This window comes from Mycobacterium sp. ML4, assembly GCF_054515735.1.
Genome location: NZ_JBTNSY010000009.1, coordinates 139,198 through 161,235 on the forward strand (window position 1 = coordinate 139,198; position 22,038 = coordinate 161,235).

The 22,038-nt window shown below is 65.6% G+C and carries 18 protein-coding genes; 10 read left to right on the forward strand and 8 right to left on the reverse strand.

From position 1 onward, the window contains the following. The first annotated feature begins 596 nt into the window (after positions 1 to 596). The 3 genes from gap to tpiA are packed head-to-tail and all read left to right on the forward strand — an operon-like array spanning position 597 to position 3,639. Positions 597 to 1,616: a type I glyceraldehyde-3-phosphate dehydrogenase gene (gap, locus tag ACX9NE_RS12440; protein WP_459363479.1), complete on the forward strand. Its 1,020-nt coding sequence runs from the start codon at positions 597 to 599 to the stop codon at positions 1,614 to 1,616. A 2-nt stretch (positions 1,617 to 1,618) separates the two neighbouring features. Beyond that, positions 1,619 to 2,857: a phosphoglycerate kinase gene (locus ACX9NE_RS12445; RefSeq protein WP_459363480.1), complete on the forward strand. Its 1,239-nt coding sequence runs from the start codon at positions 1,619 to 1,621 to the stop codon at positions 2,855 to 2,857. After that, a complete protein-coding gene (gene tpiA / locus ACX9NE_RS12450; RefSeq protein ID WP_459363481.1) occupies positions 2,854 to 3,639 on the forward strand; it encodes a triose-phosphate isomerase in 786 nt (261 codons plus the stop codon). The genes ACX9NE_RS12445 and tpiA overlap by 4 nt, the downstream gene beginning before the upstream one ends. 201 nt (positions 3,640 to 3,840) lie before the next feature. On the opposite strand, the gene ACX9NE_RS12455 is transcribed toward tpiA, so the two are convergent. Continuing rightward, the gene (locus tag ACX9NE_RS12455) at positions 3,841 to 5,772 is read right to left on the reverse strand and encodes a PPE domain-containing protein (RefSeq protein ID WP_459363519.1); all 1,932 of its coding nucleotides are present in this window, start codon (positions 5,770 to 5,772) and stop codon (positions 3,841 to 3,843) included. A gap of 403 nt (positions 5,773 to 6,175) precedes the next feature. On the opposite strand from ACX9NE_RS12455, the gene ACX9NE_RS12460 reads away from it, so the two are divergent. The 5 genes from ACX9NE_RS12460 to ACX9NE_RS12480 all read left to right on the forward strand — a co-directional run bounded on the left by ACX9NE_RS12460 (position 6,176) and on the right by ACX9NE_RS12480 (position 10,446). Next, complete coding sequence (locus ACX9NE_RS12460) at positions 6,176 to 6,835, forward strand: helix-turn-helix domain-containing protein (RefSeq protein WP_459363482.1); 660 nt, start codon at positions 6,176 to 6,178, stop codon at positions 6,833 to 6,835. Between the two features lie 45 nt (positions 6,836 to 6,880). Beyond that, the gene (locus tag ACX9NE_RS12465) at positions 6,881 to 7,345 is read left to right on the forward strand and encodes a transposase (protein ID WP_459363483.1); all 465 of its coding nucleotides are present in this window, start codon (positions 6,881 to 6,883) and stop codon (positions 7,343 to 7,345) included. Continuing rightward, positions 7,329 to 7,586: a hypothetical protein gene (locus ACX9NE_RS12470; protein ID WP_459363520.1), complete on the forward strand. Its 258-nt coding sequence runs from the start codon at positions 7,329 to 7,331 to the stop codon at positions 7,584 to 7,586. The genes ACX9NE_RS12465 and ACX9NE_RS12470 overlap by 17 nt, the downstream gene beginning before the upstream one ends. A 98-nt stretch (positions 7,587 to 7,684) precedes the next feature. Continuing rightward, the gene (locus ACX9NE_RS12475; protein ID WP_459363521.1) at positions 7,685 to 8,092 is read left to right on the forward strand and encodes a PE family protein; all 408 of its coding nucleotides are present in this window, start codon (positions 7,685 to 7,687) and stop codon (positions 8,090 to 8,092) included. Then, positions 8,077 to 10,446 (forward strand): PE family protein, encoded by a 2,370-nt coding sequence (locus ACX9NE_RS12480; protein ID WP_459363484.1) that lies wholly within the window; start codon positions 8,077 to 8,079, stop codon positions 10,444 to 10,446. The genes ACX9NE_RS12475 and ACX9NE_RS12480 overlap by 16 nt, the downstream gene beginning before the upstream one ends. Before the next feature lie 159 nt (positions 10,447 to 10,605). Here ACX9NE_RS12480 and secG read toward each other — a convergent pair whose 3' ends face one another. Beyond that, positions 10,606 to 10,839, reverse strand: coding sequence for a preprotein translocase subunit SecG (gene secG, locus ACX9NE_RS12485; RefSeq protein WP_459363485.1), 234 nt, complete (start codon positions 10,837 to 10,839; stop codon positions 10,606 to 10,608). A 65-nt stretch (positions 10,840 to 10,904) separates the two neighbouring features. Here secG and ppc point away from each other — a divergent pair, with 65 nt between their 5' ends. Both ppc and ACX9NE_RS12495 read left to right on the forward strand, forming a co-directional pair. Next, positions 10,905 to 13,712, forward strand: coding sequence for a phosphoenolpyruvate carboxylase (gene ppc / locus ACX9NE_RS12490; RefSeq protein WP_459363486.1), 2,808 nt, complete (start codon positions 10,905 to 10,907; stop codon positions 13,710 to 13,712). 30 nt (positions 13,713 to 13,742) lie between these two features. Further along, entirely contained in the window at positions 13,743 to 14,549 is an 807-nt protein-coding gene (locus tag ACX9NE_RS12495) for a DUF1206 domain-containing protein (RefSeq protein ID WP_459363487.1), read from the forward strand. Between the two features lie 228 nt (positions 14,550 to 14,777). Here ACX9NE_RS12495 and ACX9NE_RS12500 read toward each other — a convergent pair whose 3' ends face one another. The 6 genes from ACX9NE_RS12500 to tkt all read right to left on the reverse strand — a co-directional run bounded on the left by ACX9NE_RS12500 (position 14,778) and on the right by tkt (position 21,802). After that, on the reverse strand, positions 14,778 to 15,179 hold the full coding sequence (locus tag ACX9NE_RS12500) for an ATPase (protein ID WP_459363488.1): 402 nt from the start codon (positions 15,177 to 15,179) through the stop codon (positions 14,778 to 14,780). Positions 15,180 to 15,230: 51 nt separating this feature from the next. Continuing rightward, the gene (gene pgl / locus ACX9NE_RS12505; RefSeq protein WP_459363489.1) at positions 15,231 to 15,968 is read right to left on the reverse strand and encodes a 6-phosphogluconolactonase; all 738 of its coding nucleotides are present in this window, start codon (positions 15,966 to 15,968) and stop codon (positions 15,231 to 15,233) included. Next, on the reverse strand, positions 15,965 to 16,876 hold the full coding sequence (gene opcA, locus ACX9NE_RS12510; protein WP_459363490.1) for a glucose-6-phosphate dehydrogenase assembly protein OpcA: 912 nt from the start codon (positions 16,874 to 16,876) through the stop codon (positions 15,965 to 15,967). Before opcA ends, pgl begins: the two co-directional genes overlap by 4 nt. 155 nt (positions 16,877 to 17,031) lie before the next feature. Further along, a complete protein-coding gene (gene zwf, locus ACX9NE_RS12515; RefSeq protein WP_459363491.1) occupies positions 17,032 to 18,579 on the reverse strand; it encodes a glucose-6-phosphate dehydrogenase in 1,548 nt (515 codons plus the stop codon). Beyond that, entirely contained in the window at positions 18,576 to 19,694 is a 1,119-nt protein-coding gene (gene tal / locus ACX9NE_RS12520) for a transaldolase (protein ID WP_459363492.1), read from the reverse strand. Before tal ends, zwf begins: the two co-directional genes overlap by 4 nt. Positions 19,695 to 19,708: 14 nt before the next feature. Continuing rightward, the gene (tkt, locus tag ACX9NE_RS12525) at positions 19,709 to 21,802 is read right to left on the reverse strand and encodes a transketolase (RefSeq protein WP_459363493.1); all 2,094 of its coding nucleotides are present in this window, start codon (positions 21,800 to 21,802) and stop codon (positions 19,709 to 19,711) included. Positions 21,803 to 22,038: the final 236 nt, after the last annotated feature.

Genomic DNA, 22,038 nt, shown 5'->3' on the forward strand with positions numbered 1-22,038 from the left:
CCGCACGCTTCGGCGGGCGCGACTCCACTGGCGGGCGCAGGTCCGCCACCGGCGGCCGGCGCTCCACCCGCCGGGCCGCCTCCGGCCGGCGCACCACCGGCACCTGCGGCTGCGCCGCCGTACGCGCAGCACGCCGGCGCTCCGGCGGCTCCGGCCGCACCTGTGGCTGCGCCAGCTGTTCCTGACATTCCCTGGATGCACGCGTTGCCGCCCGTCTTCAGGGGCACGGCCGCTGCAGTCGGACTCAGCGACAATGCGGCCCCGCACACCGCCGCGGCGGCAGCAATTACCTTGAGGTTGAATCGATCGAAGATCGTCATCAACGTCAACTCCTTTTGTTCGCGCTCCAGCACAATCACAATCGTCTGGTCGTCTCTTGGCGACCGGCTCGATTGTTAGACGCCGATCCAAGACGCGAACCGCGCCGCACCGTGCCGTATCCAAATGGTGACGTTCAGGAAGGCTTAGTCGTTCCCAAGACTTTGCGATCGGTGAATGAAGAGGTCGTCACCGGTCAGCCCGCGCCGTGGTTTCTGCACTGATCTAGGCTGATGACGAGCGCTTATCAGCGAACACAAGGAAAAGAGGAGAGACACGTGACGGTCCGAGTTGGCATCAACGGCTTTGGTCGAATCGGACGCAACTTCTACCGGGCGCTGTTGGCTCAGCAGGAGCAGGGCGGCGCCGACATCGACGTCGTCGCGGTCAATGACATCACGGATAACCACACCCTTGCTCATCTGTTGAAATTCGACTCGATTCTGGGGCGGCTGCCCTATGACGTGAGCTTGGAGGGTGAGGACACCATCGTGGTGGGCCCGGCCAAGATCAGGGCGCTGGCCGTGCGGGAGGGTCCCGCCGCGCTGCCCTGGGGTGATCTGGGGGTGGATGTGGTGGTCGAATCCACCGGCCTGTTCACCAACGCCGCCAAGGCCAAGGGCCACCTGGATGCCGGGGCCAAGAAGGTGATCATCTCCGCCCCGGCCACTGATGAGGACATCACCATCGTGTTGGGAGTCAACGACGACAAGTACGACGGCAGCCAGAACATCATTTCCAACGCCTCGTGCACGACGAACTGCCTGGCGCCGCTGGCCAAGGTGCTCGATGACGAGTTCGGCATCGTGCGCGGTTTGATGACCACTATCCACGCCTACACTCAGGACCAGAACCTCCAGGACGGCCCGCATAAGGACCTGCGCCGGGCCCGGGCCGCGGCACTGAACATCGTGCCTACCTCCACCGGCGCAGCCAAGGCCATCGGACTGGTGATGCCCCAGCTCAAAGGCAAACTTGACGGCTACGCGCTGCGGGTACCCATCCCGACAGGCTCGGCCACCGACCTGACCGTCGAGCTGTCCAAGTCGGGCAGTGCCCAAGAAATCAACGCCGCTTTCAAAGCCGCCGCCGAAGGCAAGTTGAAGGGCATCTTGAAGTACTACGACGAGCCGATCGTGTCCAGCGACATCGTGACCGACCCGCACAGCTCGATCTTCGACTCCGGGCTGACCAAAGTCATCGACAGCCAAGCCAAAGTCGTCTCCTGGTACGACAACGAATGGGGCTACTCCAACCGCCTGATCGACCTCGTCAAACTCGTCGGGAAGTCGCTCTGATCGTGGGCGTTCCAACACTCAAAGACCTTCTTGGCGAAGGGGTTTCGGGCCGCGGTGTGCTGGTGCGTTCGGACCTGAACGTGCCACTCGACGATGACGGCAACATCACCGACGCCGGGCGGATCACCGCGTCGGTGCCGACGCTGAAGGCACTGCTCGACGCCGGCGCCAAGGTGGTGGTCACCGCTCACCTCGGCCGCCCGAAGGATGGTCCCGACCCGAAGTACTCGTTGGCGCCGGTGGCTGCGGCACTGGGTGAGCAACTCGGCCGGCACGTGCAATTGGCCGGCGATGTCGTCGGCACCGATGCGCTGGCCCGCGCCGAGGGACTCACCGACGGCGACATCCTGCTGCTGGAGAACATCCGCTTCGACAAGCGTGAGACCAGCAAGGACGACGACGAGCGGCACGCCCTGGCCAAGCAGCTCGCCGAATTGGTCTGGCCCGGAGGAGCGTTCGTCTCCGACGGGTTCGGCGTGGTGCACCGCAAACAAGCCTCGGTGTACGACGTCGCCACCCTGTTGCCGCACTATGCGGGCACGCTGGTCGCCGACGAGATCAAGGTGCTGCAGCAGTTGACCAGCTCCACCGAGCGGCCCTACGCGGTGGTGCTGGGCGGATCGAAGGTCTCGGACAAACTCGGTGTGATCGAGTCGCTGGCCACCAAGGCCGACAGCATCGTGATCGGTGGCGGCATGTGCTTCACCTTCCTTGCCGCACAGGGCTACTCGGTGGGCAAGTCGCTGCTCGAAGAAGAAATGGTCGAGACCTGCCGCAACCTGCTGGACACCTATCACGACGTGTTGCGGCTGCCGGTGGACATCGTGGTGACCGAAAAGTTCGAGGCCGACTCGCCGCCAGAAACCGTGGCCGCCAACGAGATCCCCGACGACCTGATGGGCCTGGACATCGGCCCGGGGTCGGTCAAGCGGTTCGGCACGTTGTTGTCCAACGCCAAGACGGTGTTCTGGAACGGGCCGATGGGGGTGTTCGAATTCGCGATGTACGCCGAGGGCACCCGGGGCGTTGCCGAAGCGATCGTCAAGGCGACCGGCAAGGGCGCGTTCAGCGTCGTCGGCGGCGGCGATTCCGCTGCCGCGGTGCGGGCCCTGAAGATTCCGGAAGACGCGTTCTCCCACATCTCCACCGGCGGCGGAGCGTCGCTGGAATACCTTGAGGGCAAAGTACTTCCGGGCATCGAGGTGCTCGGCGAGCCCCAGCCGACCGGAGGTGACTTGTGACCCGCAAGCCGTTGATCGCCGGCAACTGGAAGATGAACCTCAATCACTTCGAGGCGATCGCCCTGGTGCAGAAAATCGCATTCTCGCTGCCGGACAAATACTTCGACAAGGTCGACGTCACGGTCATCCCGCCGTTCACCGACCTGCGCAGCGTGCAAACCCTGGTCGACGGCGACAAACTGCGCCTGACCTACGGGGCGCAGGACTTGTCGCAGCACGACTCCGGTGCCTACACCGGCGATATCAGCGGGGCGTTCCTGGCGAAGCTGGGGTGCAGCTTCGTCGTTGTCGGGCACTCCGAGCGCCGCACCTACCACAACGAGGACGACGCGCTGGTAGCCGCTAAAGCCGCGGCCGCGCTCAAACACGAGCTCACCCCGATCGTGTGCATCGGCGAGCACCTCGAGGTGCGCGAGGCCGGAAACCACGTGCGGCACAACGTCGAACAGCTGCGCGGGTCGCTCGCGGGGCTCTCGGCCGAGCAGATCGAGAAGGTCGTCATCGCCTACGAACCGGTTTGGGCGATCGGCACCGGTCGGGTGGCCAGCTCGGCCGACGCTCAGGAGGTCTGCGCGGCGATCCGCAATGAGCTGGCCGCGCTGGCCTCCCCGCAGATCGCCCAGAGCGTCCGGGTTCTCTATGGCGGATCAGTGAACGCCAAGAACGTCGGCGATCTGGTCGCTCAGCACGACATCGACGGCGGTCTGGTCGGTGGTGCGTCGCTGGACGGGGAGCAGTTCGCCACGCTGGCGGCGATTGCGGCCGGGGGCCCACTGCCTTAGAAGGCATACCTGGCAGTCGGAAGGGTGGCCGGCAGTCGCATGCACCTCAAGCAACAAGCCTTAGACGTTCTCCCAGAACGTCGAGTTAACGAGCTGGTGGGTTCACGATCCTGTTGCAGTAACGCGCTCGTGCCGACCGGTGTCGACAGAACCCGGGCCCATTCGTCCGTGGCCGGGTTGGTGCAGGTGCCAGGGCCGGGCCTACTGGCCGAAGAAGCCCGACTGCTGCGTGCCCCTGTTGAAGGCGCCTGAGCTGTTGCCGCCGCTGTTGTTGAGGCCCGACGTGAAGCCGGCGCCGGAGTTTCCGAATCCCGAGATCAACCCCACGTCGCTCGAGTTGAAGAAGCCTGACACCAGTGCACCCGTCCCCGAGTTGAGGAATCCCACTTTGAAGCCGCCCGTGCCGCCGCTGCCGCCGGAATTCATCACTCCGACGTGTGCGTTGGCGCCCGAGTTCAAGAACCCACTATCGAAGCTGCCTTTGTTCCCGTAGCCCGTGCTGAAGTCTCCGTGGTTGCTGCTGCCGGAGTTCTGAATGCCTGCGTTGAAGAAGCCTGAGTTCCCCGTGCCCGTATTGCCGAAGCCCGAGCTGGCGGCGGTCTGGTTGACCATGCTGCCGAATCCGGTGTTCAAGTTGCCGGAGTTGAATCCGCCGGTATTCGTGTCTCCCGAATTGCCGAAACCAGTGTTCACGTTGCCCGCGTTGAAGAAGCCGGTGTTGGTGTTACCGGCGTTGAAGCTGCCCGTCACTCGATCTCCAGCGTTGAAGGAGCCCGTGTCAAACGACCCTGAGTTGAAGTTGCCTGCGTTGGCGAGGCCGGCGTTCCCGAAACCTAGATTGTTGCTGCCCGAATTGCCGAATCCAGTGTTTGTCCCATTAAACAGCGCGACACCGTCCCCGGAGTTCCACATCCCGGTGTTGAGCGCACCCGAGTTGCCGATACCCGTATTCAGAACTCCGGAGTTGAAGGCGCCGGTCGCGAAATTTCCAGAATTGGCTATGCCCCAGCTGCCATCGCCGGAGTTGAAAAAACCAACATTACTATTCCCGGAGTTAAATAAGCCGATGTTGTTGCTGCCGGTATTCAGCGCGCCGAACCCGACTTGGTTGTTGCCGGTGAGACCAAAGCCGATGTTGCCGGTGCCAGAATTTCCGAATCCAATATTATGACTGCCCTTGTTGCCGGCCCCCCAGTTGTTGCTACCGGTGTTACCGAAGCCAACGTTGCGGTCGCCGCTATTTCCCGAACCGTGATTGAAGTTCCCGGTGTTCCCGTTGCCGACGTTTCCGTCACCGAAGTTTCCACTACCAAGGTTGCCTCTGCCGCCGTCGGTGAGTGCTGAACCAGAATTCCCAAAACCGATGTTGTTACTGCCGAAATTTCCGGCGCCGACGTTTTGGGTGCCGCTGTTCCCACCACCCACGTTTCCGGCGCCATTATTTCCCCCGCCCAGGTTGCCACTGCCTTTGTTCCCTCCACCGACATTGCTGTCCCCGAGGTTGCCGCTGCCAAAGTTTCTGCTGCCGGTATTTCCGCTACCGATATTGGTGTCACCAGTATTCCCGTTACCCAAGTTTCCCGTGCCCTTGTTTCCGGTGCCCACATTGACATTTTTCAGCAGGAACTCCAGTGGTGATAATTGTGTGGCCGCAGCAGAAGCTGCCGAATGGTATCCCGCCATCGCTGCTACGTCTTGTGCCCACATCTCTTCATAGGCGAACTCAGCAGCCGCGATCGCCGGCGCATTCTGCCCAAACAGATTTGTTAACACCAGTCGAACGAGTGCGCCGCGGTTAGCCGAAACCGCTGCCGGGTGAATCATGCCCGCCTGTGCGGACTCAAAGGCACTGATTACGGCACGTGTTTGCGCCGACGCTTCGGCAGCCTTCACCGCAGCCGCATTCAACCACGAAGCGTAGGGTGCTGCCGTTGCCGACATAGCCACGGACGCCGGCCCCTGCCACGCCTGGCCTGAGATGTCAGCGGTAACAGAAGCAAAAGAACGGGCCGCTGTCGCGAGTTCGTCAGCCAGTCCAGCCCATGCCGCCGATGCTTCCAGCATAGGCACCGGGCCCGCGCCGGTGAAGATGAGGGCCGAGTTGATCTCTGGGCCGAAAACCAAATAATTCACCTGCGGTACAGCCTTTCGTAATATTGCGCGCTCGCAGCGGACGTGCGTGTGCTGACTGCGCGACGAATGTCGACTCCGAAACCATAAAGCGGCACCCGTTCCTCGCGCATACTTTGTCAGACAATTGGTGCCACGGGGTTTCATCGACAACCTTGCACCCATGCCTGCCCGGGGAAGGCGGTTATCCTCGAGGGCCTGGTGGGCGAGCACGACTTCGGGACACGTTTCAGGGCTCTTCAATTTTAAACGGGCAGTTGTGATTTCGCTCTCATGGGCGTGTCGTTGCATGTGGAGGCCCCCGGCCTTCCGAAGTCTGAAAGTTGCGAAGCAATCAGGCGGAGGAAGGAAACCGAGGGCCGTGTCAGACGGTACGACATTGTTGTTTGGGCTGCCAGGTGTACGGGTGGAGCGTGTCGAGCGCCTCGATGATGGGACCCGGGTGGTGCACGTGGTCACCGCCGACGAAGCCGCGGCTGCGTGCCCGGAATGCGGGGTGGTGTCCAGCTCGGTCAAGGAGTATCCGACGACCTCGCCGAAAGACGTTCCCTATGGTCAGGACGACATTGTGGTGCGGTGGCACAAGACCCGCTGGCGCTGCCGGGAGGACTACTGCGAGAAGTCCTCCTTTACCGAGGCCATCGAACAGCTACCGGCGCGGGCCCGCGCTACGGCGCGGTTGCGCACCGCGATCGGGGAGGCGATTGGTGATGCCGGCCGGTCGGTGGCCGAGGTTGCCGGCGCCCATCGGGTGTCGTGGCCGACCGCGCACCGCGCGTTTGTCGACCACGCCGAAGCCCAGCTGGCCGAACCCGAACCAGTGCGGGTGCTCGGTATCGACGAGACACGGCGCGGCAAGCCCCGCTGGGGACGCTGCGACATCACCGGCAGGTGGGTACGCATCGATCCGTGGGACACCGGGTTCGTCGACCTGTCCGGCGATCAGGGCCTGCTGGGCCAACGCGAGGGCCGCACCAGCTCCGCGGTGATCGACTGGCTCTCTGAGCGCAGTGAGCAGTTCCGTGAGCAGATCGAGTTTGTGGCGATCGACCCGGCGGCGGTCTAAGCCAAGGCGATTCGCACGCCAGGCTTGTTGCCGAACGCTGCGATTGTGGTCGACCAATTCCATCTGGTGAAGCTTGCCAACGATGCACTGACCAAGGTGCGCCGTCGGGTCCCCCGGGATCTGCGCGATCGTCGCGGCCGCAAAATCGACCCGGAATGGGCCAACCGCCGCCGGCTGCTGCAGGCACGAGAACGCCTGTCGGGCAAGAACTTCGCCAAAATGTGGAACGCCATCACCGATGAGGACCCCAGCGGGCAGATTATGTCGGTGTGGATCGCCAAGGAGGAACTGCGCACCCTGCTGTCGACCGTACGCTCCGGTGGCGACCCGCACCTGACCCGGCATCGGCTGCACCGGTTCCTGGCGTGGTGCATCGACTCACAGATTCCCGAGCTGCTGGCCCTGGCCGGCACCGTGGACACCTGGTGGCCCGAGATCAACGCCTTCCATCACCACCGGCATCACCAACGCCAGAACCGAGGGCTACAACCGACTGGTCAAGCAGGTTAAACGCGCCGCATGCGGGTTCCGCAACCCCGCCAACTCGGCTCGCCGGATACGCTTCCACTGCACCCGCAAAACAGCGGGCCGCAACCCGGACTTGCAGCTGATTGCCCGGTCAAAATCGAAGAGCCCGTTTCAGACAGTCGTTCTAGAATGCGAATCAGGCTGCGATCTCGGCGCGGCCAACAGGACAGTACTGACTGAATCCCCTGCCCGAAGCAATCAATTAAAGTGTTCTTCGAATTAGATTTGGAGCGAAAGTCTGTTGCGTATTGCGTCCGAGTTGTACAGTTGGTCTCCATTCTGGCCTCTTGATAGCGGAGGCGGCTCGTGTCGTTTGTTTGTGTGGCGCCGGATGTCGTAGCGGCGGCGGCGCGGGATTTGGCGCGGATCAGGCCTGTGATAGGCGCGGCCTATGCGGCGGGGCAGTCGACGTCGGTAATAGTGGCGGCGGCCGGTGCTGAGGTACCAGCGGCGATTTCGGCGCTGTCCGTGTCCAATAGGCGGCGATATCAGCAGCCGGTTGCGCAAGCGGCGGCGTTTCGTGTGCAGTCTGTGGCGGGGTTATCGGCAGTGTCGGCGGCGCATAGGGCACGCCCAGCCGCTCTCGCGGAGGGCGCGGAAGTAGCGGCTCCAATGGATGAGCCCGGGTTACCTCTCGGCCGAGCCGGGGCAACACGGCCTTCTGTCGTCGCAAAGAAGAACCTAATCCGAATTCAAAGTGATGGGACCTACACATGTCGTCTTTCGTAATCGCTTCACCCCAAGCGTTGATAGTCAGCGCTTCCGACTTGGCGGAGATCCATTCCGTGGTGCGGGGGGCCAACGCGGCGGCATCAGCGGCGACGACGTTGGTAAGCGCCGCGGCTGCGGATGAGGTGTCGGCCGCGCTCGCGGCGTTGTTCGGCGCCTACGGTCGGGAGTATCAAGCGCTCAGTGAACAAGCAACGCTGTTTCATGAGCGATTCGTAGAAACGTTGAGTTCGACCGCGGCGATGTATGCCGGTGCCGAGTCGGCTGCTGCGACGCCGTTGCAGGCAGTGCTGGATGCGATCAACACACCCACGACGCTGTTGTTCGGGCGTCCGCTGATCGGCAATGGTGCCGATGGCGCGCCGGGTACCGGGCAGGCCGGTGGGGCCGGTGGCATCTTGGTGGGCAACGGGGGTAACGGCGGGTCGGGGGCGCCGGGGCAGGCCGGTGGCGCTGGTGGCGACGCCGGGCTATTCGGCAATGGGGGCACTGGCGGGGCCGGCGGAGCAGGCGCCGCTGGTCTGGTTGGCGGGACCGGCGGGCGAGGCGGCGCCGGCGGATTCCTAGGGGGTTCTGGCGGGACCGGCGGCGTGGGCGGTGCTGGCGGAACCGGCACCGCGGCGTTAGCCGGTGGGACGGGCGGGGCCGGGGGGGCCGGGGGTCTCAACCGGGCGCTGGCGTTCTACAGCGGTGGTGCGGGAGGGGCCGGAGGGGCGGGCGGTCTCGGGGGCACCGGCAGCGCGGCGGGCGGGGCGGGCCTCAGCGGTGGGAGCGGCACCGCCGGCGGGGCTGGCGGAGCCGGGGGTGTCGGCGGTGGCAGCATCGGGTTCTTCGGCGGTGGGGGAGTGGGCGGAGTGGGTGGGGCCGGTGGTGCTGGCGGCCTGGGTGCCGATGGCGGTGCTGGGTCGAGCGTTCTTCCGGGCGGCGGATTGGGCGGTCATGGTGGGTTGGGCGGTAACGCCGGCGCCGGTGGGGCCGGCGGATTCGGCGGGACCTTCGGGTCCGACGGTACGGCAGGCGCCACCGGCAACGGCGGCAGCGGAGGCGCCGGCGGACGAGGCGGTGCAGGCTATGACCCGTCCTCTGATCCATCGGCAATTCCCGGCACCTCCGGGGGCGCCGGCGGCCAGGGCGGCAACGGTGGGGCGGGTGGAAACTCCGGTACCGGCGGCACCGCCGGCAGTGGCGGGAAGGCCGGGAGTGGCGGTGACGGCGGTGATGGGGCAAACGGCGCAGCCGGTACCAGCGCCTCCCCCACCGGCGGCAACGGCGGGGCAGGTGGGTCCGGCGGCAACGCGGGGACCGCAGGGGCGGCGGGTATCGGCGGCAACCCGGGTAGCGCAGGTGGGGCCGACGATGGCGGTAGCGGGGGCGCAGGTGGACAAGGTGGTGCGGGTTATAACGCGGCCGCGGCGGCGCCCGGAACGCCCGGCGGTTCGGGAGGCGCCGGAGGAGCCGGCGGCGCCGGCGGCTTCGCGAGCGGCGCGGGCGCGAGCGGCGGCAGCGGTGGCGACGGGGGGGCCGGCGGCGCGGGAGGCGTCGGCGCCATCGGCAGTGGCGGGAATCTGAGCGCGGGCGGCCCCGGTGGCAACGGTGGTCGAGGTGGAGTCGGAGGCAGCGGCGGCGGTGCCCCCTCTGGCGGGATCAACGGTGGCGGCGGCCAAGGCGGCGCCGGCGGTACCGGGGGTAACGGCGGATCCAACCAAGCACCAATTCTCGGCGCGGTCATCGGCGGCGGTGGCGGCGGCGGTGGTGCCGGCGGAACGGGGGGCAGTGCTGGCGCCGGCGCCGGGGTCGCTGGCGTCGGCGGCCAGGGTGGTCAAGGCGGCGCCGGCGGGCAGGGCGGATCAGCCGGGAGTTCGTTCGCTACCGGTAACGGCGGCAGCGGTGGTGGCGGTGGCGGCGGCGACGCCGCTCAACTAGGCGCTGGCGGCAAAGGCGGTGGTGGCGGCGGTGGTGGCGGCGGAGGCGTCGCTGTATCAACGGTCGGCGCTCAAGCGTTTGGCGGTGGTGGTGGCGGCGGCGGAGGGTCCGGCAGCTCGGCAACTCCCAACGCCGGCGGTGGCGGCACCGGCGGCACCGGAAGCGGAGGAGTCGGCGGGAGCGGCGGGGCAGGTGGCCCCTTGTCCACCGGCGTCGGCGGAGGCGGCGGTGGCGGTGGTAGCGATGTCGGCAACGGCGGTAACGGCAACAACGGTGACGCGGGCGGGACAGGCGGGACCAGCACCGGCAGCAGCTCTGCTGTGGGTGGCAACGGCGGCGCCGCCGGCGGTGGTGGTGGCGGTGGCGGCGGATCTCCGATCATCACCCCGACCGGGAGCGGCATTGGCAGCCCCGGACAAAGCGCGCTGTGACGCTGTGCTCCACATCTGGTCAGCCGTCATTTAACCGGTTTCCAATCTGCAGAGCGACACCGAAGTCCCCACTGGCAGTGAAGCCGGTGGTGAAGGTGACGCCGGTCAACCGGCCGTGGCCCACACCGGCGTTTCACAGAGTGGCCGGTTAAAGGCTAGTCAGCGGTATTTGATCAGCAACGCCATGCCGACGACCGAGACCAGCCAGATCCCGACGATGAACAGCGTCAATCGGTCGAGGTTCTTCTCCACCACCGTCGACCCGGACAGGCTCGACTGCACACCGCCGCCGAACAGCGTCGACAGACCGCCACCCTTGGCGCGGTGCAACAGCACCAGCAACACCACCAGCACGCTGGTGACCACCAGGGTGATCTGCAGGGCCAATTCCATAACGGGCAGCCTACCGAACTGCCGATGACAAGCGCCGACCGCGTCAGTCACCGATACTGGGACGCATGGTTGAGGTAACCGATACCGCCCTGGATCCGATCGGCGACGTCCATCGCACCAAGCTGGGGCGCGAGGCGACCGAACCGATGCGCGCCGACATCCGGATGCTTGGCGCCATTCTGGGCGACACCGTTCGCGAGCAGAACGGGGAAGAGGTTTTCGATCTCGTCGAACGGGCGCGGGTGGAGTCGTTTCGGGTCCGGCGCTCGGAGATCGACCGCGCCGAGGTGTCCCGGATGTTCGACGGCATCGACATCCACCAGGCGATACCGGTCATCCGGGCATTCACTCACTTCGCGCTGCTGGCCAACGTGGCCGAGGACATCCATCGCGAGCGTCGCCGCAACATTCACGTCGCTGCCGGCGAGCCACCGCAGGACAGCAGCCTCGCCGCGACCTACGCCAAGCTCGACCGGGCCGACCTGGATTCGGCGACCGTCGCCGAAGCCCTGAAGGGTGCGCTGGTTGCTCCGGTGATCACCGCACACCCCACCGAGACCAGGCGGCGCACCGTCTTTTTGACCCAGCACCGGATCACCGAGCTGATGCGGCTGCATGCCGAGGGGCACACCCAGACCGACGACGGCCGCAGCATCGAGCTCGAATTGCGTCGACAAATCCTGACCCTGTGGCAAACCGCGATTATCCGGCTCTCTCGTCTGCAGATCAGCGACGAGATCGCCGCGGGCCTGCGCTACTACCCCGCCTCGTTCTTCGAGGTGCTGCCGAAGGTCAACGCCGAAGTCCGGGAGGCGCTGCGCGCCCGCTGGCCCGACGCCGACCTGCTGTCCGGGCCGATGCTACAGCCGGGGTCCTGGATCGGCGGTGACCGGGACGGAAACCCCAACGTCACCGCCGACGTGGTACGGCTGGGCACCGGCAGTGCGGCCTACACCGCACTGGCCCACTATCTGGCCGAACTCGATCAGTTGGAGCAGGAGCTGTCGATGTCGTCCCGGCTGCTCACGGTCACCCCTGAGCTTGCCCAACTCGCCGAAGGGTGCCAGGACCAGGCACGCGACGACGAGCCCTACCGACGCGCTTTGCGGGTCATCCGGTCCCGGCTGAGCGCGACAGCCGCCGAGATCCTCGACGAGCAACCACGGCACCTGCTCGACCTCGGCCTGCCCGCGTATATCACTCCCGGCGAGTTGCACGCGGACTTGGACACCATCGACGCTTCGCTGCGCACCCACGGCAGCTCGGTATTGGCCGACGATCGGCTGGCGTTGCTGCGAGAAAGCGTGCACGTCTTCGGTTTTCACCTCTCCGCCCTGGACTTGCGGCAGAACTCCGACGTGCACGAGGAGGTCGTTGCCGAGCTGCTGGCCTGGTCGGGTGTGCACCCCGACTACGCCTCGCTACCCGAAGACGAACGGGTCGACTTGCTGGTGAGCGAGCTCGGCACCCGCCGGCCGCTCGTGCGCGCCGGGGCGGAACTGTCCGAACTTGCGCGAAAGGAACTCGACATCATCGGGGCGGCCACCTACGCCGTCCAAACCTATGGCCCCGCAGCGGTTCCCAACTACGTGATCTCCATGTGTCGGTCGGTGTCGGACATGCTGGAGGCGGCGATCCTCATGAAAGAGGCCGGGCTGTTGGACCTGTCGGGCGACGAGCCCTATTGTCCGGTCGGGATCTCGCCGCTGTTCGAGACCATCGACGACCTGCACAACGGAGCGGCGATCCTGCAGGCACTGCTGGAGCTTCCGCTTTACCGGGCCATGGTCGCCGCCCGCGAAGACATGCAGGAAGTGATGCTGGGCTATTCCGATTCGAACAAGGACGGCGGATACATGGCCGCCAACTGGGCGGTCTACCGTGCGGAGCTAGCCTTGGTCGAAGCCGCACGCAACGGCGGAATCCGGTTGCGGCTTTTCCACGGTCGCGGCGGCACGGTGGGCCGCGGCGGCGGTCCCAGCTACCAGGCCATCCTGGCCCAGCCACCGGGGGCGGTCAACGGATCGCTGCGACTCACCGAGCAGGGTGAGGTGATCGCCGCCAAGTACGCCGAACCGCAGACCGCCCGGCGAAACCTGGAGAGCCTGCTGGCCGCGACCCTGGAGTCCACGCTCCTCGACGTCGAAGGCCTCGGTGGCGCGGCCGAACCGGCCTACGCGGTAATGGAGGAGATAGCGAGACTGGCGCAACGTTCGTACGCCGAATTAGTGCATGAGACGCCGGGTTTCGTCGAATACTTCATGGCATCAACTCCGGTCAGCGAGATCGGATCGCTCAACATCGGCAGCCGTCCCACCTCGCGCAAACCCACCTCGTCGATTTCGGACCTGCGGGCCATCCCCTGGGTGCTGGCGTGGAGCCAGTCGCGGGTGATGCTGCCGGGCTGGTACGGCACAGGTATGGCTTTTGAACAATGGATCGCGGCCGGGCCGGAAAGCGAAGAGGACCGGCTCGCGGTGCTGCACGAGCTATACCAGCGCTGGCCCTTCTTCCGCAGCGTGCTGTCCAACATGGCCCAGGTGATGGCCAAGAGCGATCTCGGGCTGGCCGCCCGCTACTCCGAGCTGGTCGACGATGAAGCCCTGCGCAGCAGGGTCTTTGACAAGATCATCGCCGAGCATCGCCGCACCATCGCGATGTACAAACGCATCACCGGCCAAGACGACCTGCTCGCCGACAACCCTGCGCTGGCGCGTTCGGTATTCAACCGATTCCCGTACTTGGAGCCGTTGAACCACCTGCAGGTGGAACTGCTGCGCCGCTACCGCTCCGGGGAGAACGACGAGCTGATGCAGCGCGGGATCCTCCTGACGATGAACGGTCTGGCCAGCGCGTTACGTAACAGCGGATAACGGGCAATCCCTTCAGGCGAAGGGAGCCCCATGTCTGAAACATCGGCCACCGCGGTAGAGGTCGCGCAGAACGGCGTGTTCGAAAAGTTCGCCCGCGCCGGGTTTGTCGTGAGCGGAATACTGCACTTGATCATCGGCTACCTCGCGATCCGGATCGCCCTGGGTGACGGCGGAACCGCAGACCAATCCGGGGCCCTGGCGACGTTGGCGGCCCGTCCCGGCGGGCCGTTCGCCCTGTGGATCGCCGCGGTTGCCCTGTTGACGCTGGGGTTGTGGCGGCTCATCGAGACGGTTCTCGGGCGCGCGACCGATCGCGGCGACGACGACGCACCAAGAGGCGCCACCCAGCGGGCCAAAGCCTTCGGAGTCGCGGTCGTCTACCTCGGATTCGCCTATTCGGCTTTCGGATTCGCCCGTGGCACAGGCAGATCCGCGGGCGAGCAAAGCTCGACGATGAGCGCCCGGCTGATGCAGAGCAGCGTGGGCACCGCTGTCCTCATCGCCTGCGGAGTGGGCGTCTTTGCGGTGGGCGGGTACCACGTCTACAAAGGGGCCAGCCGCAATTTCGTCGACGACCTGAACGGCAGGTCGGGCAAGCTGGTGCGGCGACTGGGCGTGGCGGGCTACGTCGGCAAGGGTCTGGTCATCGCCACCGCCGGTGTGCTGGTGGTCGTTGCCGCATCGCGCTCCGAGCCGAACAAGGCCACCGGTCTCGATGGAGCTTTGAAGACTCTCGGCGCTCAGCCGTATGGAGCGGTGTTGCTGATCGCCGCCGGCGCGGGAATTATCACCTATGGCCTGTACAGCTTTGTGCTGGCCCGATCAACCAAGATGTGAGTGGGCATTCTGACAGGGCATGTTTCCTCGGCCCGCGCCGCTGCGCCGATCTGAGCGCCGGCAGGGGATGACTCCGGCCCGGGGTCATCTTGTACTCGCGCAGCAAATGCGTTGTCGCCGCCAGCGAAAATGGCTGCGCCGCAAAGGAAGCCGCGTGACCGAACGCCGTCACCACCATCGGCATCCCGGTCCCATTAGCCTGGGGCGGGGCTTGTGCCCTTCAGGGCATCAGTGCACACCCCGATTTCGAAGTCTGTCCAGCACGCCGCGCATCACGTGTTCGGTCGCGTTGAGCGGCATCATCATCGTCTCGCCCAAACTCACGATGTTGTCCATCCGCTCGAGAATCGCCTCGACCGGCTGCAGCACCACGAGCAGTCGCTTGGCGAGATCGTCGAGGCCCGTCAACGTGCCGTCCAAGTGGTCCAGCCCGCGTTCCATGCGCTCGACTGTGGCATTGAGAGCGGTCAGCGACTTGTTCAGTTCGACTAGGGAAGTGCCGAGGCCGTCAAGGACGTCCTCCACCTGCTCGACCGTCTTGTCAGCATTCAATGCCGCTTGCGTGAGCGTCTTCATTCTTTGCCGAGCCGGTGTTGGACGGCCGCCGCTTCTGTCTGCCATGACGGCCATTATTACCCGGCGGACATCAAGGAAGACACCCCTCTATCCAGCTGCCGAATGTCAACGTGACAGTTGGCCCGCGGCTTCCTTATCGAGCAGCCATCGAGTCATCTCGCGCCCGACGGCACCGGCGGCCGGAAGAGACACTGGGTCGGCACCGTCCACCGCGGCCGCCACCGCGTCGGCCTTGCCCGCCCCCGATACCAGCAACCACACCTCACGAGACCGTTGAATGGCTGGCAACGTCAACGTGATTCGCTGCGGCGGCGGCTTCGGAGAGTCGTCCACCGCGACCACCAGGCGGCGGTTCTCGCGCACCGCGGCGGTATCGGGGAACAGCGAGTTGACGTGACCCTCTGGCCCCATCCCCAGCAGGTGCACGTCGAAACTCGGCGCCGGCTCACCGGGTGCGGCGTTGGCGGCCAGGATCTGCTCGTACGCCAGGGCCGCAGCCTCGATGTCGTGGCCGAATTCGCCGTCACTGGCCGCCATCGGGTGCACCTGATTGCCGGGGATGGCGATGTGATCGAGCAGCGCTTCGCGGGTCTGTTTCTCGTTGCGCTCCTCGTCTTCTTCGGGAACGTATCGCTCATCACCCCAGAAGAGGTGGACGCCGGACCAGTCGATCGGCTGGGACGCAAGCTCGCGCAGTAGCGCGATGCCGTTGCCGCCGCCGGTCAACACGATCAGTGCCCGGCCCCGCGCGGTCATGGCGGCGCCGATGGTATCGACCAGTCGCCCGGCCGCGGCCACCGCCAGTTCTTCGCTCGTGGAAAAGACCTCGATGTCGGTGCTCATTGATACTGCACTTTCTTGATGCCTTCGAGCGCGGCGTGGTAAATCTCGTCCGGATCGAGCCGGCGCAGGTCTTCGGCCAGGCATTCACCGGTTACCCTGCGCGCCAACGGGACCAGCGCATCGGGTTTGGCGGTGCGGCTCAACGTCGCGGTGGTGCCGTCCTGGGGCCGGCTGAGCACGATGGTCTCGCTTTTGCGCACCAGCTCCACGTTGAGGTCGCCGACCTCCCGGCGCACCGGGCCGTCGATGCGGCTGGCCAGCCAGCCGGCCAGCACGTCGAGCGCGGGCTCTGTCTCCAGGCCCGAAATCCGCGCTGATTCGATGGGCTCGTGCGGCGGCAGGTCGACCGCCGAGGTCAGCAACGCCCGCCAGTAGGTGATACGGCTCCAGGCCAGATCGGTGTCGCCGGCGGTGTAACCGGGCAAGCGGCTCTTGATCGCGGCCAACGGGTCGACGGCGTTGGTCGCATCGGTGATCCGGCGAATTGCCAACTTACCCAAAGGATCCTGGGCGGGAACCGCCGGGGCGTTGTCGGGCCACCAGGCCACCACCGGGATGTCGGGCAGCAGAAAGGGGATGACGACACTGGCGGCATGCCCGGACAGCGGGCCGGACAGGCGCAGCACCACCACCTCACCGGCGCCCGCGTCGCCGCCGACCCGGATCTGCGCGTCCAGCCGGGGTTCGTCCGCGTAGGCATTGCCCCGCATCGTCACGATGATGCGGCTCGGATGTTCGTGGCTGGCATCGTTGGCCGCCTGGATGGAATCCTCCCCAACGGCGTCGCTGTCGGGCGCGATGATCAGCGTCAGGACCCGGCCCATGGTGACCACGCCGGCCATTTCGCGCATCTCGTCGAGCTTTTTGTTGACCGCCGTGGTGGTGGTGTCAGGCAGTTCGACAATCACTGGCGCCGCTCCTCAGCATCGCTGCGTTCTGCATCGTCGCCGGCGGGCATCATTGGCGCCGCTCCTCAGCATCACTGCGTTCTGCATTGTCGCCGGCGGGCATCATTGGCGCCGCTCCTCAGCATCACTGCGTTCTGCATCGTCGCCGGCGGGGATCACGGCCGCCGCCATTCCCGGCCGGTGCGGCGCAGCATCTCGAACGCCGATTCCGGCCCCCAGGTACCCGCTTCATACGGATCGGGTTTTCCATGTGCCGCCCAGCTGTCCAGTGCGGGATCGATTATCTCCCAAGCCAATTCGACCTCTTCGTTTACCGGGAACAGTGATGGCTCGCCGAGTAGCACGTCAAGGACCAGCCGCTCGTAGGCTTCGGGAGATTCCTCGGCGAATGCCGACCCGTAGGAGAAGTCCATGTTGACGTCGCGGACTTCCATCGCAGTGCCGGGCACTTTCGACCCGAACCGCAACGTGATGCCCTCGTCGGGCTGCACCCGGATGACCATAGCGTTGGTACCGAGCTCGTCGGTCATCGTCGCGTCGAACGGCAGGTGCGGCGCCCGTTTGAAGACCAGCGCGATCTCGGTCACCCTGCGGCCCAACCGCTTTCCGGTCCGGAGATAGAAGGGCACCCCGGCCCAGCGACGGGTGTCGACCTCGAGGGTGATCGCGGCGAACGTCTCGGTCGTGGAGTCCTTGGCGAACCCCTCCTCGTCGAGCAGGCCGACCACTTTCTCACCGCCCTGCCAGCCCGCGGCGTACTGGCCGCGGCTGGTGGTCTCGTCGAGCGGCTGCGCGAGCTGCGTCGCCGATAGCACCTTGATCTTCTCCGTTTGCAACGACTTCGGGGTAAAGCTGACCGGCTCTTCCATCGCCGTCAGCGCCAACAGTTGCATCAGGTGGTTCTGGATCACATCACGCGCCGCGCCGATGCCGTCGTAATAGCCGGCTCGCCCACCAAGACCGATGTCTTCGGCCATGGTGATCTGGACGTGATCGACGTAATGCGCGTTCCAGATCGGATCGAACAACTGGTTGGCGAAGCGCAGCGCCAGGATGTTCTGCACCGTCTCCTTGCCCAGGTAGTGGTCGATGCGAAAGACCGACTCCTCCGGAAAGACGGAGTTGACCGTCTTGTTGAGATCCTGGGCGCTCTTCAGGTCATGGCCGAACGGCTTTTCGATTACCACCCGGCTCCACCGATTGCCCTGCGGCCGAGCCAATCCGGACTTCTCCAGCTGTTCGCAGACCACCGGGAAGGACTTGGGTGGAATGGCCAGGTAGAACGCGTGGTTTCCGCCGGTACCACGTTCGGCATCCAGCTTCTCCAGCGTTTCGGCGAGCCGGTTGAACGCGTCGTCATCGTCGAAAGCACCTGGGACGAACCGAAATCCTTCGGCCAACCGGTCCCAGTTTTCCTGGCGGAACGGAGTCCGGCAGTGTTCCTTGACGGCGTCGTGCACCACCTCGCCGAAATCCTCTGTGTCCCAGTCCCGGCGCGCGAATCCCACCAGCGAGAACGTCGGGGGCAGCAGCCCGCGGTTGGCCAGATCGTAGATGGCGGGCATCACCTTCTTGCGGGCCAGGTCGCCGGTGACCCCGAAGATGACCATCCCGCATGGGCCGGCGATTCTGGGCAGCCGTTTATCGCGTTTGTCTCGTAGCGGGTTCTGCCACGCCGTGGCGCCGGCTGAACTCAAACTCATTTGTCGGCGGAGTCGAGCTGCGCCTGTGTCTCCTCGAGCAACTCGATCCAGGATTCCTCGAATTTCTCGACGCCCTCGTTCTCCAGCACCAAGAAGACGTCGGTCAGATCGATCCCGATCGCGTCGAGCTTGTCGAACACACCCTGGGCCTCCGCGGCCGTGCCGGTGATGGTGTCGCCGTGAATCGTGCCGTGGTCCGCGACCGCTTCGAGGGTCTTCTCCGGCATGGTGTTCACCGTGTTGGCGGCCACCAGCTCGGTGACATACAAGGTGTCGGAGTAGTCCGGGTTCTTGACGCCGGTGGATGCCCACAGCGGCCGCTGAACCCGCGCCCCGTCCGCCTGCAGCGCCGCGAAGCGCTCGCCGCCCTCGAAGACCTCCTGGTAGGCCGCGTAGGCCAGGCGGGCGTTGGCAACGGCGGCCTGGCCCAGCAGAGCGCGGGCCTCATCGGAGTCGAGCTTCTCCAGCCGCTTGTCGATCTCGGTATCCACCCGCGAGACGAAAAACGAAGCCACGGAATGGATCTTGGACAGGTCGTGGCCGGCTTGCTTGGCCTTCTCTAGGCCCTCCAGGTAGGCATCCATCACCGCGCGGTAGCGTTCGACGGAGAAGATCAGCGTGACGTTGACCGAGATACCTTCGGCCAGTGTCGCCGCGATGGCGGGGATGCCCTCTTCGGTGGCCGGAATCTTGATGAGCAGATTGGGCCGGTCGACGATCTTCCACAGCTCGACCGCCTGCTGGGTGGTCTTGTCGGTGTCGTGGGCCAGGCGTGGGTCGACCTCGATCGACACCCGGCCGTCGACTCCGTCGGAGGATTCCCACTGCGGCCGCAGCACATCACAGGCGTTGCGGACGTCGTCGGTGGTGACGGTACGGATGGTGGCGTCCACGTCAGCGCCCCGCTCGGCCAGTTCGGCGATCTGGTCGTTGTAGGTGTCGCTGTCGGCCAGTGCCTTCTGGAAGATGGACGGGTTGGTGGTCACACCGACCACGCTCCTGGTATCGATCAGTTCCTGGAGGTTGCCGGACTTGATCCGGTCGCGGGACAAATCGTCGAGCCAGACGGATACGCCTGCCGCGCTGAGCGCAGCGAGGTTGGAATTCTGGGTCATGCGATCACCTTTTCTTAGTTGTCGAGTGCTTCTTCCGCGGCGGCTGCGACGGCTTCAGCGGTGAAGCCGTATTCACGGAACAGCGTCTTATAGTCGGCGGACTCCCCGTAGTGCTCGATCGACACGATCTTTCCGGTGTCGCCGACCAGCTTGTGCCACGACTGTGCGACTCCGGCCTCGACGGCGACCCGCGCCGAAACCGTCGGCGGCAGCACGCTGTCGCGGTAGTCGTGCGACTGCGACTCGAACCACTCCACACACGGCATGGACACCACGCGCGCGAGAATGTCCCGCTCCGCCAGCAATTTCCGCGCCTCGACGGCCAGCTGTACCTCCGAGCCGGTGGCGATCAGCACCACGTCCGGCTCCTCATCGCCCTCGGTGCCGCCGAGCACGTAGCCGCCGCGTGCCACACCCTCCATGTTGGTGCCCTCGAGCACCGGGACGTTCTGGCGGGTCAGGATCAATCCCACGGGTCCGCTGCCGTCGCCGCGGGCCAGCACCGTGCGCCAGGCGAAGGCCGTCTCGTTCGCGTCCGCGGGACGTACCACCGACAGGTTCGGGATGGCCCGCAACGCCGACAGGTGCTCGATCGGCTGATGCGTCGGACCGTCCTCGCCCAGGCCGACCGAATCGTGCGTCCACACGTAAATGGTGTCGATGTCCATCAGCGACGCCAGCCGCACCGCCGGACGCATGTAGTCGGAGAACTGCAGGAACGTGCCGCCGTAGGCGCGAGTGGGGCCGTGCAGCACGATCCCGGACAGAATGGCGCCCATCGCGTGCTCGCGAACCCCGAAATGCAGTGTCCGGCCGTACCAGTGCGCGGTGTAGTCCTTGGTCGAGATCGACGGCGGACCAAAGGAATCGGCGCCCTTGATCGTGGTGTTGTTGCTTCCGGCCAGGTCAGCCGAACCACCCCACAGTTCGGGCAGCTTCGGCCCTACGGCGTTTAGCACATCATTGGACGCTTTTCGGGTGGCGACCGCGTCGTCGCTCGGCTCCCAGTGCGGCAGGTCGGCGTCCCAGCCCTCGGGCATCTTCTGGGCGGTCAGCCGATCCAGCAGCACCCTGCGTTCGGGTTCCCGCTCCGCCCATGCGTCGAACTCGGTCTGCCATTTCTGGTGCGCTTCCTTGCCCCGATCCACCAGCTTGCGCGTGTGAGCGATGACCTCGTCGCGGACCTCGAAGGTCCTGTCCGGGTCGAAGCCGAGGATCTTCTTGGTGGCCGCCACTTCCTCGTCGCCCAGCGCGGCGCCGTGGGCCTTGCCGGTGTTCATCAGATTGGGTGCCGGGAAGCCGATGATGGTGCGCAGCGAGATGAACGACGGCCGGCCGGTTTCAGCCTTGGCGTTGGCGATCGCCTCTTCGATTCCGACGACGTTCTCGCCGCCTTCCACCTCCTGGACATGCCACCCGTAGGCGCGGTAACGCGCCGCAGTGTCTTCGCACAGGGCGATGTTGGTGTCGTCCTCGATGGAGATCTGGTTGTGGTCGTAGAACACGATCAGATTGCCCAGCTGCTGCACCCCGGCCAGTGACGACGCTTCCGAAGTGACGCCCTCTTCGATGTCTCCGTCAGAGGCGATCACGTAAATGTAGTGGTCGAATGGGCTGGTGCCCGGTTCTGCGTCCGGATCGAACAGGCCGCGCTCATAACGCGACGCCATCGCCATGCCGACGGCCGAGGCCAACCCCTGGCCCAGCGGCCCCGTGGTGATCTCCACACCATCGGTGTGCCGGAACTCCGGGTGCCCGGGAGTCTTGGACTTCCAGGTGCGCAGCGACTCGATGTCGGAGAGTTCGAGTCCGAATCCACCCAGGTAGAGCTGCAGGTAGAGGGTCAGGCTGCTGTGGCCGGCCGACAAGACGAAGCGGTCGCGTCCCAGCCAGTGCACGTCGCTGGGGTCATGACGCATCGCCCGTTGGAACAGCGTGTACGCCAGTGGCGCGAGACTCATCGCCGTGCCGGGGTGGCCGTTGCCCACTTTCTGAACGGCGTCGGCGGCCAGAACTCGGACCGTGTCGACCGCAGCCGAATCGATCTCGGTCCAGTCGTCGGGGTGGCGCGGTTGCGTGAGCGCGGAGATCTCTTCAAGTGTGGTCATTCAGTCCTCAGTCCTGGGGTCATCAAACTGATCAATCCCACCCTAGTGCGGGATTGCTGGCACTTGCAGGCCCAGATTGCGTGTACCCGCGCAAGCCTGTGTGAAAATATCCTGTCGCGGATTACTGGTTCGCGTCAGCGCCGGGTTGGTCGGATGCGGTCGAGACTCCGGGTAAATCGACCCTCCGGGCGCTTGGCCGTGCATGCGCGGTCTACCATCATGCGTAGTAGAAGCTG

Coding starts and splice junctions, on each gene's coding strand:
- ACX9NE_RS12500 (WP_459363488.1), bottom strand. CDS start 15,179: ATGGCCGTCATGGCAGACAGAAGCGGCGGCCGTCCAACACCGGCTCGG.
- tal (WP_459363492.1), bottom strand. CDS start 19,694: ATGACCCAGAATTCCAACCTCGCTGCGCTCAGCGCGGCAGGCGTATCC.
- zwf (WP_459363491.1), bottom strand. CDS start 18,579: ATGAGTTTGAGTTCAGCCGGCGCCACGGCGTGGCAGAACCCGCTACGA.
- pgl (WP_459363489.1), bottom strand. CDS start 15,968: ATGAGCACCGACATCGAGGTCTTTTCCACGAGCGAAGAACTGGCGGTG.
- ACX9NE_RS12495 (WP_459363487.1), top strand. CDS start 13,743: ATGTCTGAAACATCGGCCACCGCGGTAGAGGTCGCGCAGAACGGCGTG.
- ACX9NE_RS12480 (WP_459363484.1), top strand. CDS start 8,077: ATGTCGTCTTTCGTAATCGCTTCACCCCAAGCGTTGATAGTCAGCGCT.
- ppc (WP_459363486.1), top strand. CDS start 10,905: ATGGTTGAGGTAACCGATACCGCCCTGGATCCGATCGGCGACGTCCAT.
- tkt (WP_459363493.1), bottom strand. CDS start 21,802: ATGACCACACTTGAAGAGATCTCCGCGCTCACGCAACCGCGCCACCCC.
- secG (WP_459363485.1), bottom strand. CDS start 10,839: ATGGAATTGGCCCTGCAGATCACCCTGGTGGTCACCAGCGTGCTGGTG.